The organism is Mesorhizobium sp. M7A.F.Ca.CA.002.04.1.1 (assembly GCF_004022805.1).
Lineage (GTDB): Bacteria > Pseudomonadota > Alphaproteobacteria > Rhizobiales > Rhizobiaceae > Mesorhizobium > Mesorhizobium ciceri.
Genome location: NZ_RZPL01000029.1, coordinates 1 through 17095, shown reverse-complemented (window position 1 = coordinate 17095; position 17095 = coordinate 1). Strand labels below are relative to the sequence as shown.

14 protein-coding genes and 1 pseudogene are annotated in these 17095 nt (G+C 63.3%); 12 read left to right on the top strand and 3 right to left on the bottom strand.

Annotated features, from left to right (window positions below):
- The 4 genes from ENZ75_RS03085 to ENZ75_RS03070 form a co-directional block, all read left to right on the top strand.
- On the top strand, positions 1-1565 hold a 1565-nt coding region (locus tag ENZ75_RS03085; protein ID WP_164887717.1), incomplete at its 5' end, for an ATP-binding protein.
- 42 nt (positions 1566-1607) lie between these two features.
- The gene (locus ENZ75_RS03080) at positions 1608-2912 is read left to right on the top strand and encodes a DUF6638 family protein (protein ID WP_063168857.1); all 1305 of its coding nucleotides are present in this window, start codon (positions 1608-1610) and stop codon (positions 2910-2912) included.
- A 104-nt stretch (positions 2913-3016) separates the two neighbouring features.
- Positions 3017-4141, top strand: coding sequence for a DUF2333 family protein (locus ENZ75_RS03075; protein ID WP_013529949.1), 1125 nt, complete (start codon positions 3017-3019; stop codon positions 4139-4141).
- Between the two features lie 313 nt (positions 4142-4454).
- Complete coding sequence (locus ENZ75_RS03070; RefSeq protein ID WP_013529948.1) at positions 4455-6134, top strand: formate--tetrahydrofolate ligase; 1680 nt, start codon at positions 4455-4457, stop codon at positions 6132-6134.
- A 67-nt stretch (positions 6135-6201) separates the two neighbouring features.
- On the opposite strand, the gene ENZ75_RS03065 is transcribed toward ENZ75_RS03070, so the two are convergent.
- Complete coding sequence (locus ENZ75_RS03065; protein ID WP_013529947.1) at positions 6202-6846, bottom strand: cysteine hydrolase family protein; 645 nt, start codon at positions 6844-6846, stop codon at positions 6202-6204.
- 126 nt (positions 6847-6972) lie between these two features.
- Here ENZ75_RS03065 and ENZ75_RS03060 point away from each other — a divergent pair, with 126 nt between their 5' ends.
- Entirely contained in the window at positions 6973-7968 is a 996-nt protein-coding gene (locus ENZ75_RS03060) for a helix-turn-helix domain-containing protein (RefSeq protein ID WP_063168858.1), read from the top strand.
- A gap of 5 nt (positions 7969-7973) precedes the next feature.
- On the opposite strand, the gene ENZ75_RS03055 is transcribed toward ENZ75_RS03060, so the two are convergent.
- Positions 7974-8531: a sugar O-acetyltransferase gene (locus tag ENZ75_RS03055; protein ID WP_063168859.1), complete on the bottom strand. Its 558-nt coding sequence runs from the start codon at positions 8529-8531 to the stop codon at positions 7974-7976.
- 135 nt (positions 8532-8666) lie between these two features.
- Between ENZ75_RS03055 and ENZ75_RS03050 the strand changes: the two genes are divergently transcribed.
- From ENZ75_RS03050 to ENZ75_RS03035, 5 genes and pseudogenes are all read left to right on the top strand, one after another.
- A complete protein-coding gene (locus ENZ75_RS03050) occupies positions 8667-9128 on the top strand; it encodes a membrane protein (RefSeq protein WP_013529944.1) in 462 nt (153 codons plus the stop codon).
- A pseudogene (locus tag ENZ75_RS35715) lies at positions 9125-10001 on the top strand (FAD-dependent oxidoreductase); the annotation flags it as partial. The gene ENZ75_RS03050 and the pseudogene ENZ75_RS35715, both read left to right, overlap by 4 nt.
- A gap of 18 nt (positions 10002-10019) precedes the next feature.
- Positions 10020-10484, top strand: coding sequence for a hypothetical protein (locus ENZ75_RS35710; protein WP_348630595.1), 465 nt, complete (start codon positions 10020-10022; stop codon positions 10482-10484).
- Positions 10485-10609: 125 nt separating this feature from the next.
- Entirely contained in the window at positions 10610-11782 is a 1173-nt protein-coding gene (locus ENZ75_RS03040; protein ID WP_063168861.1) for an MFS transporter, read from the top strand.
- Between the two features lie 86 nt (positions 11783-11868).
- Positions 11869-12924 (top strand): succinylglutamate desuccinylase/aspartoacylase family protein, encoded by a 1056-nt coding sequence (locus ENZ75_RS03035; RefSeq protein WP_063168862.1) that lies wholly within the window; start codon positions 11869-11871, stop codon positions 12922-12924.
- A 1-nt stretch (position 12925) separates the two neighbouring features.
- On the opposite strand, the gene ENZ75_RS03030 is transcribed toward ENZ75_RS03035, so the two are convergent.
- Positions 12926-13696, bottom strand: a complete 771-nt coding sequence (locus ENZ75_RS03030) for an isocitrate lyase/phosphoenolpyruvate mutase family protein (protein WP_013529940.1) — start codon at positions 13694-13696, stop codon at positions 12926-12928.
- Between the two features lie 319 nt (positions 13697-14015).
- On the opposite strand from ENZ75_RS03030, the gene ENZ75_RS03025 reads away from it, so the two are divergent.
- Together ENZ75_RS03025 and ENZ75_RS03020 are read left to right on the top strand one after the other, a co-directional pair.
- Positions 14016-16205: an anthranilate synthase gene (locus tag ENZ75_RS03025; protein WP_013529939.1), complete on the top strand. Its 2190-nt coding sequence runs from the start codon at positions 14016-14018 to the stop codon at positions 16203-16205.
- Between the two features lie 5 nt (positions 16206-16210).
- Positions 16211-17095, top strand: an 885-nt coding sequence (locus ENZ75_RS03020; RefSeq protein WP_164887716.1) for a cation diffusion facilitator family transporter, incomplete at its 3' end; no start/stop codon positions are given.

Genomic DNA, 17095 nt, shown 5'->3' with positions numbered 1-17095 from the left:
GGAATACCCGCGCGCCGCTCGAAGGCGACGAAGCGGCCACCTTCAAGAAGCTTCTGTCGGCCTCGGCTTACATCTCCGCCTTCAGCCTCGCCTCCTACCTGTTCCAGCTGATCGACAGCGACGGCGAGGCACCCAACGACATCCCCGAGCCGGACTTCCTGTTCGACACGCCGCAGGATGCGGTGAAGTCGATCCTCGCTGGCCTCGACAAGGCGATCTCGGGATCGTCCGATGATGCCGATTTGATGACAAGGGCACGCGCCTTCGCCCGCGTCGCCATCGACGGGCTTCTGGCCCGCAAGGGCCGCTTCGACGGCATCGGCCCGTTCGAGAACGCCCATATCCGCATCGATGCCGACGATTTCACTCTCGATGGTTTCGACGTCGCGCCGGGCAAGCGCTCAAAACCGCTGGTGATGACCTTCAAGAAGCCGGAAGAGGTCGTCGGCAACCACATCGCCAAATACCAGTCGGTCAAGCTCGCCAAGATGCTGATGGCCTATGATTTCGAGCGCGAACTCAATCCGTTCGTCGAGCTCGGCGGCTTCCTGTTCACCTTCATCGGCGACGGCGCCCCCGGCACTGGCAAGACGACGCTGATCCAGATGATCGCCGGCCTCGTCAACGGCTATTGCCAGGTCGCCGGCTATCCCTTCGCCTACGAGAATTTCGGCGTCGACCAGATCTCGTCCTACCAGGGCAAGTCGGGCCAGAACTGCCGCCAGTTCATCAACAATGTCTTGAACCCACGCGTCATCGGCTTCGGCACCATCGACGACATCGACCAGGTGGCCGCCAGACGCTCCGACGACCGCGCCTCCGCCGGCCAGCAGGAGATAACAGGCGTCTTGATGGACGCCTTCGCCGGCGCCGCCACCGTGGTGCGCGGCAACTGCTCGTTCGGCATGTTCTCCAACTACCCCGAAAATGTCGACGACGCGCTGCGCCAGCGCGCCGGCGCCCGCTGGCTGGTCGACGGGCCGCAGAGCCGCGACGACTACATCGATATTTTTGTCCTGCTGGCGGGGAAAAACCATAAGATCCCGCTCGGCGAACACGACCTCTACGCCGCGCAGGAAATCCAGCGCGCCGTGACCGAAGCCTATGAGGAGCACGAGAAGCCGCAGGAAGATGGGCTGATGAAGGTCTACGAGCGCTACATGAAGGAGAACGGCGCGCCGAAATCGATGGCCGATATCGGCACCTATCTGCACCTGATCAAGGATGCCGAGCCCCGCTTCACCGGTCGCGCCATCAAGAATGTCACCGACGCCATCAAGATGCGCGCCATGGACATCGAGCTTCCCGACGATTGGTTCGAGAAGCCGGAAGTCTTCATGCACAAGGGCTACGACGAGAAGAAAGCGATGATCGAGGAACTGCGCGGGCCGTTCTCGATGGACATGGTCATGCAGGAGATCAACCGCTACGCCGACTCGGAGTTCCGCTATTCCGACAAGTCCGACGACTCCGCCGTGGAAAAACTGCTGCGCGACGCCCGCCTGCGCGAACGGGCTGCGCGCGAGATGGAGGAGATGAAGAAGAAGGGGCTATGGAATGCGTGAGCTGCGCCGGCCTTCCCTTCACCCCTTGTGGGAGAAGGCAAGATGAGCCCCGCCAAGAAACCCGATCTCCTGCGCGACAATGAGCTGATCTATGGCCGGCTGCTGACGGTCGACGAGCCGCATCTGATCCAGCGCTACAACAAGGCGCTCGCCGCATTCGGCTTGAAGCCGACCAAGCTGAAGACCTTCCAGATCGATCGCACCGGCTTTTCGCCCGAAGTGGCCGAGGAATGCGACGACTACGACTATCTCGATCCCAACGAGGTCAACCGCCGTTTCATCATCCTGACGCCGTCGCAGATCGACCTGCCGGTGGTGCACACCGCCTTCTCCAACACCTCGCAGCTGATGTTCGAGTTCATGTCCAAGAACCAGCGCGCCATCGATGCGCTGACGATCAAGGATGTCATCTACGGCGAGATCGAGGATTCCGTTCCCAAGGTCAACGATATCGAGGACCTGCTGTCGATCAGCCAGGTCGAGTTCAAGGTGCTGTCGGCTGAGGATGTGCTGGGCAAGGCCGCCGAGCTCGGCAAGCTCGTCGACCGGTTGAAGCAGGAGCCCGACGCCTGGCGCGACAGCGCCATGCTGAACCGCATGGTCGAGCTCGCCAAGATCTGCGGCGACATCCGCGAGAACGCGCTGGTGCCCGACCAGGTGATCTTCCGCCACAACGCCTACTGGACCAGCCATTTCGGTGGCCTTTACGTCTTCGTCGACCCGGATGTGACGACAGTGATCAGCGATCCTGCGGCGCCAGGCTTCCGCCGTTCGCGGCCGTGGCAGGTCAGCTATCTCTCCATTAACGACGCCGACAAGGTGTTCAAGTTCCTCGCCACCACCGGCCGCATCGAGTTGCCGCGCGCCTCCTGGGTCGAGGCCTCGGGCTACCTCGAGCACCGCGCCGAGATGGTGGTGCGCGCGCTGATCCGCGATGCCGAGCCGAACCGCAACTTGACCAATGTCGACAAGGTCTGGCTGCAGACCTGGTTCCAGAGCCATGCCGACCTGATCACCAGGGACGGCAATTTCCCTTTCCTCAACGCCGCCAAGCGCGAGATCGCCCAGCTCGGCCACCTGAAGATCGAGGATGTCTTCCCGCAGCAGCGCTTCCTGGTGATCCGCGCCAAGCCTGACCATCCTGACGCCTGGCTGACCAACCGGCTGATCTCGGATTTCGTGCCGTCGGACTTCGTCTCGCGCTACATCTTCAACAAGGACGGCTTCTACAAGGACTATGGCGGCTTCAGCGACGCCTGGCGATCGCATGTTGTGGACGTTCTCAAAACCACATATTTGAAGGACAAGGTGGCGTTTCGCACGCGCCTCTACGGCCTGACTGACTAGAACGAAATGAACCGTTATTTCGTTCTAACTTCTTGTTTTGGCGCATAATGTTATCCAAAAAGTCTGCAACTTTTTGGCATCATGCTTGAGGGGGTGACACAGCCATGCTCGATCCGATCGTGAACTTCTTCACCCGCATTTTCCAGTGGATCGGCCGCGGTATCGGGCTTTTGATCGGCGTCATCCTGTGGCCGTTCCTGTGGGCCGGACGCTGGTACACGCAACGCGGCTGGATCCTCAAGGCGGCGGTCGGCCTTGCTCTGCTGGTGCTGATCGGCCTCTATGCCAATTTCTTCTACGCCACCCAGTGGTGGAACAATTTCAACCCGAACTATCCAGACACCTACACGTTCGAGAAGCGCAATGTCTCCGCTGGCGAACAGGTCTCCGCCGGCGCCGGCACCGACACGGCCAAGACCTGCGGCAACTCCGGCATTGCCCAGATCGCCGCCGACCTGACCGACTTCAACGTCAACCAGAATGCCTGGATCTCGTCGATGATCCTCTACAAGCTCGGCCTGTTCGGCATCGACTGGGACAACACGCCGTGGATGGACAACAAGGCCTCCTTCCAGCGCGGCATCAACCAGGCGGTGCGGCGCACGGCGACCGAACTCGCCGACAATCTCGGCCGCGTCCGCACCACCTCGCAGATCGACAGCGATCTGCAGAATGCCCGCGGCAACCTGCAGTTCGACGAGGAGACCTGGTATTTCGGCCTGAACCCGTTCGGTCCCAAGACACCGACGCCGAGCTACTATCGCGACGCCGTGCGCATGCTGCGTTCCTTCAACGCTCGCCTTGCCACCTGCCAGGCGACATTCGACGCCCGCGCCGACAATCTGAAACAGTATATCGACCGCATCTCGTCCGACATCGGCTCGACCTCGGCGATCCTCAAGGAACGCGCCGAGAACCACAACAATGGCTGGTTCGACTTCCGCGCCGACGACCGCTACTGGTTCGCCTATGGCCAGCTCTATGGCTATTACGGCCTGATGAAGGGCGCCCAGGCCGACTTCGAGGACGTCATCAAGGAAAAGCATCTGCAGAACCTCTGGGACACGATGGACTCGCAGTTCGTTTCGGCACTGAAGATCCAGCCTTTCATCATCGCCAATGGCCGCGAGGATGGCTGGCTGTTGCCGACGCATCTGACGACGATGGGCTTCTATGTGCTCAGGGTGCGCTCCAACATGGTCGAAATCAGCAACGTTCTGACGCAGTAGCGCTGTTCCATTAGGGACCAGGCGATGGTGAATTTGCGCCGTCGCCTCTGTCGCATTCCGTGCATTGTGCGGCTGTTTTGAGACGGCGGAACGACGCGTCCTCTGGCTTCTATACGGCGCGGCAACGGAGCCAGGAAGAACCGACGACAGGTCGGCCGGTCCGCAGAAGAATTTTCTCAAGAGGAAACATAGTTGCATACAAGTTGACGCCGCGGCAGCGACAGGGTTAGAACATGCCCGCGCCCGGTTCCAACCTGCTTGCCAGTAAGACCAAACCCGTCCCCTCCACCGTCCAATCCAGAGGAAAGCCGTCATGGCCGAAGTGAAGTCCGACATCGAGATCGCGCGCGGCGCCAGGAAAAAGCAGATCCAGGAGATCGGCCAGAAGATCGGCATCCCGACCGAACACCTGCTGCCCTACGGCCACGACAAGGCCAAGATATCAGCCGAATTCATCAAATCGGTGAAGGGCAACAAGGACGGCAAGCTGATCCTCGTAACCGCCATCAACCCGACGCCGGCCGGCGAAGGCAAGACCACGACCACGGTTGGTCTCGGCGACGGCCTGAACCGCATCGGCAAGAAGGCGATCGTCTGCATCCGCGAGGCTTCGCTCGGCCCGAACTTCGGCGTCAAGGGCGGTGCCGCCGGCGGCGGCTATGCGCAGGTCGTGCCGATGGAGGACATGAACCTCCACTTCACCGGCGACTTCCACGCCATCACCACCGCACACAACCTGCTTTCGGCGCTGATCGACAACCACATCTACTGGGGCAATGAGCTCGGCATCGACACCCGCCGGGTCGTCTGGCGCCGCGTCATGGACATGAACGACCGCGCGCTGCGCGAGATCATCTGCTCGCTCGGCGGCGTCGCCAACGGCTTCCCGCGCGAGGGCGGTTTCGACATCACCGTCGCCTCGGAAGTGATGGCGATCCTCTGCCTGTCGACCGACCTGAAGGACCTGGAAAAGCGCCTCGGCGACATCATCGTCGCCTATCGCCGCGACAAGTCAGCCGTCTATGCCCGCGACCTCAAGGCCGACGGCGCCATGGCTGTGCTGCTGAAGGATGCCATGCAGCCGAACCTGGTGCAGACGCTGGAGAACAACCCGGCCTTCGTGCATGGCGGGCCGTTCGCCAACATCGCGCATGGCTGCAACTCGGTCGTCGCCACCACGACGGCGCTCAAGCTCGCCGACTATGTCGTCACCGAAGCCGGCTTCGGCGCCGATTTGGGTGCTGAAAAGTTCTTCGACATCAAGTGCCGCAAGGCGGGCCTGAAGCCGGCAGCGGCGGTCATCGTCGCCACCGTGCGCGCCATGAAGATGAATGGCGGCGTCAAGAAGGAAGACCTCGGCAAGGAAAACGTCGAAGCGGTGAAGAAGGGCTGCGCCAATCTTGGCCGCCACATCGAGAACATCAGGCAGTTCGGCGTGCCGGCGGTGGTTGCCATCAACCATTTCTATTCCGACACCGACGCCGAGATCCAGGCGATGAAGGACTATGTCGCCTCGATGGGCGAAGAAGCGATCCTGTGCAAGCACTGGGCACACGGCTCGGCCGGGATCGAGGATCTCGCCAACAAGGTGGTGGCACTGGCCGAATCCGGCGCCTCGCAGTTCGCGCCGCTCTATCCCGATGCCATGCCGCTGTTCGAGAAGATCAACACCATCGTCCAGCGCATCTATCGCGGCTCGGAAGCGATCGCCGACAAGTCGGTGCGCGACCAGCTCAAGGCGTGGGAAGACGCCGGCTACGGCCATTTGCCGGTGTGCATGGCCAAGACCCAGTATTCCTTCTCGACCGACCCGAACCTGCGCGGCGCGCCGACCGGCCACACCGTGCCGGTGCGCGAGGTCAGGCTTTCGGCCGGTGCCGGCTTCGTCGTCATCATCTGCGGCGAGGTCATGACCATGCCGGGCCTGCCGAGGGCGCCGTCCTCGGAAAAGATCTTCCTCAATGAGGCCGGCAATATCGAAGGCCTGTTCTAAAATCCTTCAATTCAAACAGAAAGGGCGCCGCAGCGATGCGGCGCCCTTTCTGTTTGTTCGGATAGCCCTAAGCAGCGCTGCGCGACAGCGCCCGCTGGTTGGAGCCGAAGATCGTGTCGCGCTCCGGCAGCGCGCCGGTCTGCAGGCACTCCACCCATTCGGCGGTCTTGAGCACGGCGGCGAAGCGCGACTGCAGGATGATCGTGACCACGCGATGGATCTCCTCGGCCGAGGCGTAGCCGGCGCTGTTGGCGTAAGGCACCGAGCCGGTCGCATCCGACAGGAACTCGACGGCAAAGCCCATATGCACGGCGTGGATAATGGTCGACAGGTCACAATTATGCGTCATGTAGCCGACCACCGTAATCGTATCGATGGCATTGGCGCGCAGCCAGTCTTCCAGATCAGTGCCGGTGAAGGCGGAGGGCAGGTTCTTTTCGACATAATGGTCGCGCTTGCGCCTGGCGATTTCGGGATGCAGTTCGCCGCCGTGACTGCCCTTGGCAAAGATCGGCGAGGTCTCGGGCGCCATCTGCTTGACGACCACCACCTTGATACCGGCAGCAGTCGCTGCATCCATGGCGCGTGCCACATTGACGACGCTGTCGCGGAACGGCGGATGCTGGATGGCGAGATTGCCGCCGTCGTAATCGTTCTGCACATCGACGACGATCAGCGCCCGGCGCGGCGTGGTGTTGGCTGGGTCAGACATGGTGTTTCCTTTCCGGCTTGAATTCGATGGATGGAAGATAGGCGGGCTGCCAGACAGCCGAAAGTGACCCGATTGACATCATTCGAAAGAATTGGGACAATCCGCATTCAACCGCTGGAAGCACCCATGAACGACCCGATCATTGCCGTCCTCGCCTTCGACGGCATCAGCCCGTTCCATCTTTCCGTACCGTGCCTGGTCTTCGGCGAGGACAGGACGGCGCTTGGCCTGCCGCGCTTCGACTTCCGCATCTGCGCGGTCAAGGCCGGGCCGATCCATACCGAAGCCGGGCTGACAATTGCCGCGCCGCATGGGCTCGAAGGGCTCGACGGCGCCGATATCGTCATCATCCCGAGCTGGCATCATCTGAGCGAACCGGTATCGCCGCTGCTGATGGAAGCGCTGCGCCATGCGCACCAACGCGGCGCCTTGATTGTCGGCCTGTGCCTCGGCACCTTCGCCATTGCAGCGGCCGGGCTGCTTTCGGGCCGACGTGCCGCGACGCACTGGGCCTATTGCGAACAATTGCAAACACTCCATCCCGACATCGCTGTCGATGCCGCGGTGCTCTACGTCGACAATGGCGATGTCGTGACCTCGGCCGGCGTCGCCGCCGGCCTCGACTGCTGTCTCCACATCGTGCGCGCCCGCTATGGCGCGGAAGCAGCACTGCGGCTTGCTCGCCAGATCGTGCTTTCCCCGCATCGCCAGGGCGGCCAGGCGCAATTCATCGAGCATCCGGTGGCAAGAAGCGCGGACGCCGACCGCTTCACCCAGGCCCTCGACGCGGTTCGCGCGACGCTTGGCGAAGCGCATAGCCTGGACCGCGTGGCCGAGGCCGCCGGCCTGACCCGCCGCACCTTTACCCGTCGCTTTCAGAAATCGATCGGCGCCAGCTTTGGCGATTGGCTGACCAGCCAGCGGATCGAACTGGCGCAGCGTTTGCTGGAAGCGACGGAGAAATCCATGGACATGATCGCCTTCGAAGCCGGCTTCGGCAGCGCCACCTCGCTGCGCCAGCATTTTTCGGCACGGCTCAAGACATCGCCTGCGCAGTATCGGCGCGAGTTCTCCAGGCGGGTCGATCAGGAAGAGCGCATGACGTATGTCCTGTCGTCCTGACCTGTTCAGCCCCGCTTGACCGGCCGCGCCGGATTGCCGATCACCGTGGCGTTCGCCGCCACGTCGCGCGTCACCACCGCACCGGCGCCGACGATGGCGCCTTCACCGATGCTGACGCCGCCAAGGATGACGGCTGAGCCGCCGATCCAGGCATTGGCGCCGATCTCGATCGGTCGGGCGATCTCCAGTCCGGCCTGCCGCCCACTGGCCTCCTTGTGGTGCTCGGCGCAGTAGATCTGCACGTTCGGGCCGAGCAGCGTTGCCTTGCCGATGCGCACGCTCGCCGTGTCGAGGATGGTGCAGCCGGTATTGAGGAAGACGCCGTCGCCGAGAAAGATGTTGAAGCCATAGGCGCAGTGGAACGGCGCCTCGATACGGGCGCCCTCGCCGGCTCTTCCCAGCAGTGCCTTCAGACCCGGCCCGAGATTGCCGCGTTGACGAGGCGGCAGCAAGTTGTGCTCGAACACCGCATCGCGCGCTATCATCCGCAACGACTCCAGTTCGTCATCGATGCAGGTATACCATTCGCCGGCCACCATTTTCACGCGCTCGCTCTCAGCCATGATGCGGTCTCCAGTTCACGTCCTTGCAAAGCACAAGTGCAGCCAAAAGCGCCGATGCCAGTACTGGTCAAATATTGGACCTATGGTAGCCTGTGACTCAAGGCCGTCTTGGCCCGTGATCGAGGGGGATCGACCATGCTCTACATTCTCGCACTTCTGATCGGCGTCATTGCCGGTCTTCGCGCCATGACGGCGCCGGCCGCCATTGCCTGGGGCGCTTATCTCGGCTGGCTGACGGTTGCCGGCACTTGGGCGAGCTTCATGAGCCATTGGGCGGCTGTCGGCATCTTCACCATCCTGGCCATCGTCGAGCTGGTCACCGACCAGTTGCCGTCGACGCCGAGCCGTAAAGTACCCCAGCAATTCGGCGCCCGCATCGTTACGGGCGCTTTCACCGGCGCGGTGATCGGCGCCACCGGTGGCGCCACCATCGGCGGCCTGATCGCGGGCGCCATCGGCGCTGTCATCGGCACGCTTGGCGGCGCCGAAGCTCGCGGCCGGCTCGCGGCCGCCTTCGGCAAGGATCCGCCCGCCGCCTTTATCGAGGACGCGGTGGCGATCATCGGCGGCCTGCTGATCGTAGCGGCGGTGGCATGACGACGAAAATCTTCGACGCCATCATCATCGGTGCCGGACAGGCTGGCCCTCCGCTGGCCGGGCGGCTGACGGCCGCCGGCATGAGCGTCGCGCTGATCGAGCGCAAGCTGGTCGGCGGCACCTGCGTCAACACCGGCTGCATGCCGACCAAGACCATGGTCGCCAGCGCCTATGCCGCGCATCTGGCGCGCCGCGCCGCCGACTATGGCGTGACGCTCTCCGGGCCGGTCGGCGTGGATTACAAGGTGATCAAGGCGCGCAAGGACAAGGTCACAAACGACGCTCGCGGCAATCTCGAGACCTGGATTGCCGGCATGGACAAGTGCACCCTCTATCGCGGCCATGCGCGTTTCGAATCCGCCAACACGGTGCGCGTCGGCGACGATCTGCTGACCGCCGAAAAGATCTTCCTCAACACCGGCGGCCGCGCCTCGGTGCCCGACCTTCCCGGCATCCACGACATCGACTATCTGACCAACTCGTCGATGATGGATCTCGACGTGCTGCCGCGCCATCTCGTCGTCGTCGGCGGCAGCTACATCTCGCTCGAATTCGCTCAGATGTTCCGCCGCTTCGGCGCGGAAGTCACCGTCGTCGAGAAGAGCCCGCGCCTGACCGGCCGCGAGGACGAGGATGTCGATCCTCGAAAACGAAGGCATCGCGGTCCATGTCGGCGCCGACGACATTGCCTTCGCCAGACAGGGTGACGACATCGCCGTGACCTTCTCCGCCGGCAAGCCACCGGCGGTCGGCTCGCATGTGCTGCTGGCGCTGGGGCGCACGCCCAACACCGACGATCTCGGCCTGGAAAGGGCCGGCGTCGAGGTCGACAAGCGCGGTTTTGTCACCGTCGACGACCAGCTGCGCACCAGCGTGCCCGGCATCTGGGCGATGGGCGACTGCAACGGCAGGGGCGCCTTCACCCACACCTCCTACAACGACTACGAGATCGTCGCCGCCAATTTGCTCGACAACGATCCGCGGAGGGTCAGCGACCGGATCGAAGCCTATGCGCTCTACATCGACCCGCCGCTTGGCCGCTGCGGCATGACCGAGGCCGCAGTGAAGAAATCCGGCCGTCGCGCGCTGGTCGGCCAGCGGCCGATGACCCGCGTCGGCCGCGCTATCGAAAAGGGCGAGACGCAGGGTTTCATGAAAATCCTGGTCGATGCCGACACCAGGGAGATCCTCGGCTGCTCGGTGCTCGGCCCCGGCGGCGACGAGGCTATCCATTGTGTGCTCGACCTGATGTACGCCAAGGCGCCCGTCGACACGCTGGCGCGTGCCGTGCACATCCATCCCAATGTTTCGGAGTTGCTGCCCACCATTGCCCAGGAGCTGAAGCCGCTGGCGTGACAGCCCGTTGAAGACCCATTTTAAAGCTCTTCCTTTTCTGCATCGCTGCAATGCAGCAATGCAGCTTGCGCACGGTGGCGTGCTTCGCGCAGTCTGGAATTGAACCGATTCAGTCTGGACGCACCATGCCCTTGCCGATCCTTGCGCTTGCCATTGCGTCCTTCTGCATCGGCACCACCGAATTCGTCATCATGGGCTTGCTGCCTGAGGTCGCCGCCGACCTCGGCGTGTCGATCCCCGCGGCGGGCCTGCTGGTTACCGGATATGCGCTGGGCGTCGTCTTCGGCGCCCCGATCGTCGCCATGGCCACTGCGCATTTGCCGCGCAAGCCGGTGCTGGTCGGGCTGGCCGTGCTGTTCGTCGTCGGCAATCTGTTTTGCGCCATCTCGCCCAACTACTGGACGCTGATGGCCGCGCGTGTCTTCACCGCTTTCGGCCACGGCGCCTTCTTCGGCATCGGCTCGGTCGTTGCCGCCAGCCTGGTGCCGCGCAACAAGCGCGCCAGCGCTATCGCGCTGATGTTCGCCGGGCTGACGCTGTCCAACATCCTGGGTGTTCCCGCCGGAACCGCACTTGGCGAAGCGTTCGGCTGGCGCTCCACCTTCGTTGCCGTGGTCGGTATCGGCCTGATCTCGGTGGCAGCGATCGCCTGGTTGGTGCCGTCCGATGTCGCCGAGCCAAGCGGTGGCGGCCTGCGCGGCGAGCTGCGCGTGCTGGGCAAGCTGCAGGTCTGGCTGGCCATGCTGATCGCGGCGCTGACCTCCGCAAGCCTGTTCACCGTCTTCACCTACATCAAACCCTACCTCACCGAGGTATCGGGCTTGTCGACCTCGGCAGTCACGTGGGTTCTGCTGCTGTTCGGCGCGGGCATGACCATCGGCAACATTATCGGCGGCAGACTGGCCGACTGGAAACTGATGCCGACAGTGATCGGCACCCTGCTGCTGATGGCCCTGCTTTTCGTTGGATTCAGGCAGTTCGGCGCAATCGCCAGCGTTGCCATCGGCATCGTCTTCCTGTGGGGCCTGCTCATCTTCGTCGTCGTGCCGCCGTTGCAGATCCGGGTCGTCGAGGCGGCCTCCGAGGGACCGAACCTCGCCGCCACGCTGAACCAGGGCGCCTTCAATATCGGCAATGCCAGCGGCGCCTGGATAGGCGGCGTGGCCCTGTCCGCCGGTGTTTCCTATGCCAATTTGCCGCTGGTCGGCGCAGCACTCGCTGTTTTGGCGGTCACCGCCGCTGTGCTGTCGCAGGCGCTGGACCGGCGCGCGCCGGTCATCCCGCTTCCGGCTGAATAGTCTCTTGCGCCCATAGCGCGGCAGGCTGGACCAATCGACATCGGCGCCTTCAAATCGCATGTCTCTCGCTCCTGATGGAGGAAGTCATGCAGAAATCGATCGAACGCATCGCCGGCGAAAGCGAAGGGGTTTCCTACGAATTCCCGCTGTTCCGCTTCACTGGTTCCGACAAGGCTGCTCCTTCGGCCTATCTGCAGGCGGCACTCCATGCCGGCGAGTTGCCGGGTGTCGTCGCCATCGACGCGCTGATGCCGATGCTCAACAAGGCTGAAGCCGAAGGCCGCATCAAGGGCAATCTCACCATCGTGCCCTGGGCCAATCCGATCGGCCGGGCGCAATATCATTTCGGCGAGCATCAGGGCCGCTTCCATCTCGGCACGCGCACCAATTTCAACCGCGGCTTTCCGCTGCTCGCGGCGCCCGACACAGCGCTCTTGCCCGACACCACCCTTGGCAGCGTCGACCAGCGGCTGAAGACGCGGCTGGTGCAGCTCTCGCTCGGCCACGACATCGTGCTCGACCTGCACTGCGATGACGAGGGCCTCGCCTATCTCTACGTCCACACAAGCCTGTGGCCTGATATGGCCGATTGCGCCGCGGCCATGGGCGTCGACGCGGTCGTGCTGTGGAGCGAAGACACCGACGGCACCTTCGAGGGCGCCTCGATCATGCCCTATCAGAACGTCCCCGCCGATGTGGCCAAGCTCGACCGTCGCGTCGCCACCACCGTCGAATATCGCGGCATCCTCGATGTCGATGGTGCTTTGGCCGCCGCCGACGCCGACGGCCTCTACCGGCTGCTGGTGGCGCGCGGCGTGATCGCCGACAGCGCCCTGCCCGCGCCGGGTCCTTTCACCGGCTTCGTGGCGCCATTGGAAAACATCGACATGATGCCGGCGCCACGGGCCGGTGCCGTGCTCTACGACGTGAAGCCCGGCGACCGCGTCGCCAAGGGCGCGCGCCTCGCCACCATCGTCCATGCACCGGGTGAAACCGATGGCCGCACCGAAGTGTTCGCGCCGCAGGACGGCATCATCCTGACCCGCCGCTCGCGCCGCATCATCCGCGCCGGCGAAGATCTTCTGAAGCTGGTCGGCGACAGGAAGAGCACTGATGCCCGGTCGGGAACGCTGGAGGACTGACTTAGCCCGAAATAGCCAGTCGCGCTTTCGCCTCCAGCCATTCCGCCATCTGCCGGTAAGGCACCGGGCCGTGACTGATGCGGGCGACACCCAGTTCCGCCAGCCGCTGGCGCGGCGGCACATGCGCCAGCGCAATGATGTTGACCGGCAACGCAATTGCCTTGCAGAGCGTCTCGATCAGGCCTTCGTCGCCAAGGCCCGGCGCAAAGAAGCCGTGCGCGCCGGCTTTTTCGAAGGCCTGTGCGCGCTCGATGGCCTGGTCGAGCAGAAGGTCATCATGCGCATCCGGTTTCGCCTTGAGGAAGATGTCGGTTCGAGCGTTGATGAATGCCGGTATGCCGGAAGCCTTGACGGCCGCCGCCGCGGCTTCGATGCGCTTTGCCTGCACGGAAATGTCATGCAGGCCGCTGCCACCGACAATCTGATCCTCGAAATTGAAACCGATAGCGCCGGCCCGCAGCGCCAACGTCACCGTGCGAGCGACGATTTCCGGGTCAACGCCGTAGCCGCCCTCGAGGTCCATGGTCACCGGCAGGTCGACCGACCCGACGATGCGCTTGATGTTGTCGAGCGCCAGTTCCAGCGGGATTTTCTCGCCATCGGCGTAGCCGAACGCGGCCGCGACCGGCCAGCTTCCGGTGGCGATCGCCTTGGCACCCGCTTTCTCGATGATCTTGGCCGAACCCGGATCCCAGGCATTGTAGAGGACGACCGGGTTGCCCTTGACGTGGAGGGAATGAAACGTCCGCGCACGCTCGATCTGCTCGGTCATGGTTATTTTCCCGTCTTCCTGCTGTTGGATGAGCACTCTAAGCGGCACTGTCGGCTCTGGCGATGTGCCATGAGCCTGAGAAGCGGCGGCCAACGAACAGACTTTCAAACCTGTTGCGCATCCTTCTTTTCGCAGCTATGGATTTCGCCATGAATATGCGTTCGATCAAGACCATTTGGTGGTGGGCCTGCTGACAGCGGCCTGTTCGAACACGTGCGCGTGAATAGAGAGGGTGGCCGCAACGGAAAGTCCGGGCGGCCATTTGTTTTTTCCAAGCCATTCCCGGGTCCGTTGCCCCAAGAAGCTGATGGAGACGGCAATGACGATGAAGGTTCTGGAAAACGGCGCGGAAAGTTTCGTGACCGCGGGTGGCATCACCATCACCCGCGCGCGCCACGACCGGCCGTATGCGGGCGCGATCGACGCTTACGTCGACGGCCTGAATTCGCGCCGCGGCGCGGTGTTTTCCTCAAACTATGAATATCCCGGCCGCTACACGCGCTGGGACACCGCCATCATCGACCCGCCTCTGGTTATCTCCGCGCGCGGCCGCGCCATGCGTGTCGAGGCCCTCAACGGCCGTGGCGAGGTGTTGTTGCCGGTCATCGGCAAGGCGCTGGGTAGCCTGGCCGATATCACCATCGCCGAGACATCGAAAAGGCTCATCCGTCTCGACGTCGCCAAGCCCGGCCGTGTCTTCACGGAAGAAGAGCGCAGCCGCGTTCCTTCGGTGTTCACGGTGCTGCGCGCCATCACCGCTCTGTTCAAGACCGAGGAAGACGCCAATCTAGGTCTCTACGGCGCTTTCGGCTACGATCTCGCCTTCCAGTTCGACCCGGTAGACTACAAGCTCGAACGCAAGCCAAGCCAGCGCGACCTGGTGCTGTTCCTGCCTGACGAGATCCTGGTCGTCGACCATTATTCGGCCAAGGCATGGACCGACCGCTACGACTATGCCGGCGAGGGTTTTTCGACCGAAGGGCTGCCGCGCGACGAAATCTCCGAGCCGTTCAAGAGCCCCGACCGCATCCCGCCGCGCGGCGACCATGAACCCGGAGAATACGCCGACCTGGTGCGCAAGGCGATGGATTCGTTCAAGCGCGGCGACCTGTTCGAGGTCGTGCCGGGCCAGATGTTCTACGAGCGCTGCGAGACGCAGCCGTCCGAGATTTCGCGCAAGCTGAAGGCCATCAATCCGTCGCCCTATTCCTTCTTCATCAATCTGGGCGAAGGTGAATATCTGATCGGCGCCTCGCCCGAAATGTTCGTGCGCGTCAACGGCCGCCGCGTCGAGACCTGCCCGATCTCGGGCACCATCAAGCGCGGCGACGACGCAATTTCCGACTCAGAGCAGATCCTGAAACTGCTCAACTCGAAGAAAGACGAATCCGAGCTGACCATGTGCTCGGACGTCGACCGCAACGACAAGTCGCGGGTCTGCGAGCCGGGTTCGGTGCGCGTTATCGGCCGGCGCCAGATCGAGATGTATTCGCGCCTGATCCATACGGTCGACCACATCGAAGGCAGGCTGCGCGAAGGCATGGATGCCTTCGATGCCTTCCTGTCGCATGCCTGGGCGGTCACCGTCACCGGCGCGCCGAAGCTATGGGCCATGCGCTTTATCGAGCAGAACGAGAAGAGCCCGCGCGCCTGGTATGGCGGCGCGATCGGCATGGTCAATTTCAACGGCGACATGAACACCGGCCTGACGCTCCGCACCATCCGTATCAAGGACGGCATTGCCGAAGTGCGCGCCGGCGCCACATTGCTGTTCGACAGCATTCCCGAGGAAGAAGAAGCCGAAACCGAACTGAAGGCATCCGCCATGCTCTCCGCCATCCGCGACGCCAAGACAGGCAATTCCGCCAGCACCGAGCGCACCACCGCGCGCGTCGGCGACGGCGTCAACATCCTGCTGGTCGACCACGAGGACAGTTTCGTCCACACGCTGGCCAATTATTTTCGCCAGACCGGCGCCAACGTCTCGACCGTTCGCTCGCCGGTGCATGAGGAAGTCTTCGACCGGCTGAAACCCGACCTCGTCGTGCTGTCGCCCGGCCCCGGCACGCCGAAGGACTTCGATTGCGCCGCAACCATCAAGAAGGCGCGCGCCCGCGAACTGCCGATCTTCGGCGTCTGCCTTGGCCTGCAGGCATTGGCCGAGGCCTATGGCGGCGAACTGCGGCAGCTGCACATACCGATGCACGGCAAGCCGTCGCGCATCCGCGTCTCCAAGCCCGGCATCATCTTCTCCGGCCTGCCCAAGGAAGTCACCGTCGGCCGCTACCACTCGATCTTTGCCGATCCGGTGCGGCTGCCCGACGATTTCATCGTCACGGCCGAGACCGAGGACGGCGTCATCATGGCCTTCGAGCACCGCAAGGAGCCGATCGCCGCAGTGCAATTCCACCCGGAATCGATCATGACGCTCGGGCACAATGCCGGCATGCGCATCATCGAGAACATCGTCGCCCACCTGCCGCGCAAGGCCAAGGAAAAGGCCGCCTGACGATCATGGCCGAAGCCGAGAACACGATGGCGATCGCGGCCAAGGCGGCCGCGAAGCGCAAGGTCGCGAACCTCGCCTTCTGGTCGATTATCGTCGCCTTTGTCGTGCTCGCGCTGAAAGCTGCCGCCTGGTACGTCACCGGCTCAGTCGCACTCTATTCGGACGCACTGGAATCGATCGTCAACGTCATCGCCTCGGTCGCCGCCTTCTGGGCGATCCAGATCAGCCACAAGCCGGCCGACCAGGATCATCCCTTCGGCCATCACAAGGCCGAGTATTTCTCGGCAGTGCTGGAAGGCGTGTTGATCGTGCTTGCCGCGCTATTGATCCTCAACGAGGTCTGGCGCTCCTGGCAGACTCCGTCACCCTTGGAACAGCCTTGGGAAGGTCTTGCGGTCAACGGCGTTGCCACGATTATCAACGCCTTCTGGGCCTGGACGCTGATCCGCGCCGGCAGGGCGGAGAAATCACCGGCACTGGTCGCCGACGGCAACCACATCATGACCGACGTGGTGACCTCGATCGGGGTCTTCGGCGGCCTGGTCGGGGCGATCCTGACCGGCTGGCAGATCCTCGACCCCGCACTTGCCGTCCTCGTGGCGCTGAACATTCTGTGGCAGGGCTGGCATGTCATCGGCTCGTCGATGAACGGGCTGATGGACCGCGCCGTCGACACCCAGGAGCACATGCGCATCCGCGACGTCATCTCGGCCAACTGCAAGGGCGCGCTTGAAGTGCACGACCTCAAGACGCGCATCGCCGGCCGCGCCACCTTCATCGAGTTTCATCTGGTCGTCGACGCAGACATGTCGGTCGGCGCCAGCCATGTCATCTGCGACCGCATCGAGGACGCGCTGAAGGCCGAAATCCCCTCGGTGCGCGTCACCATC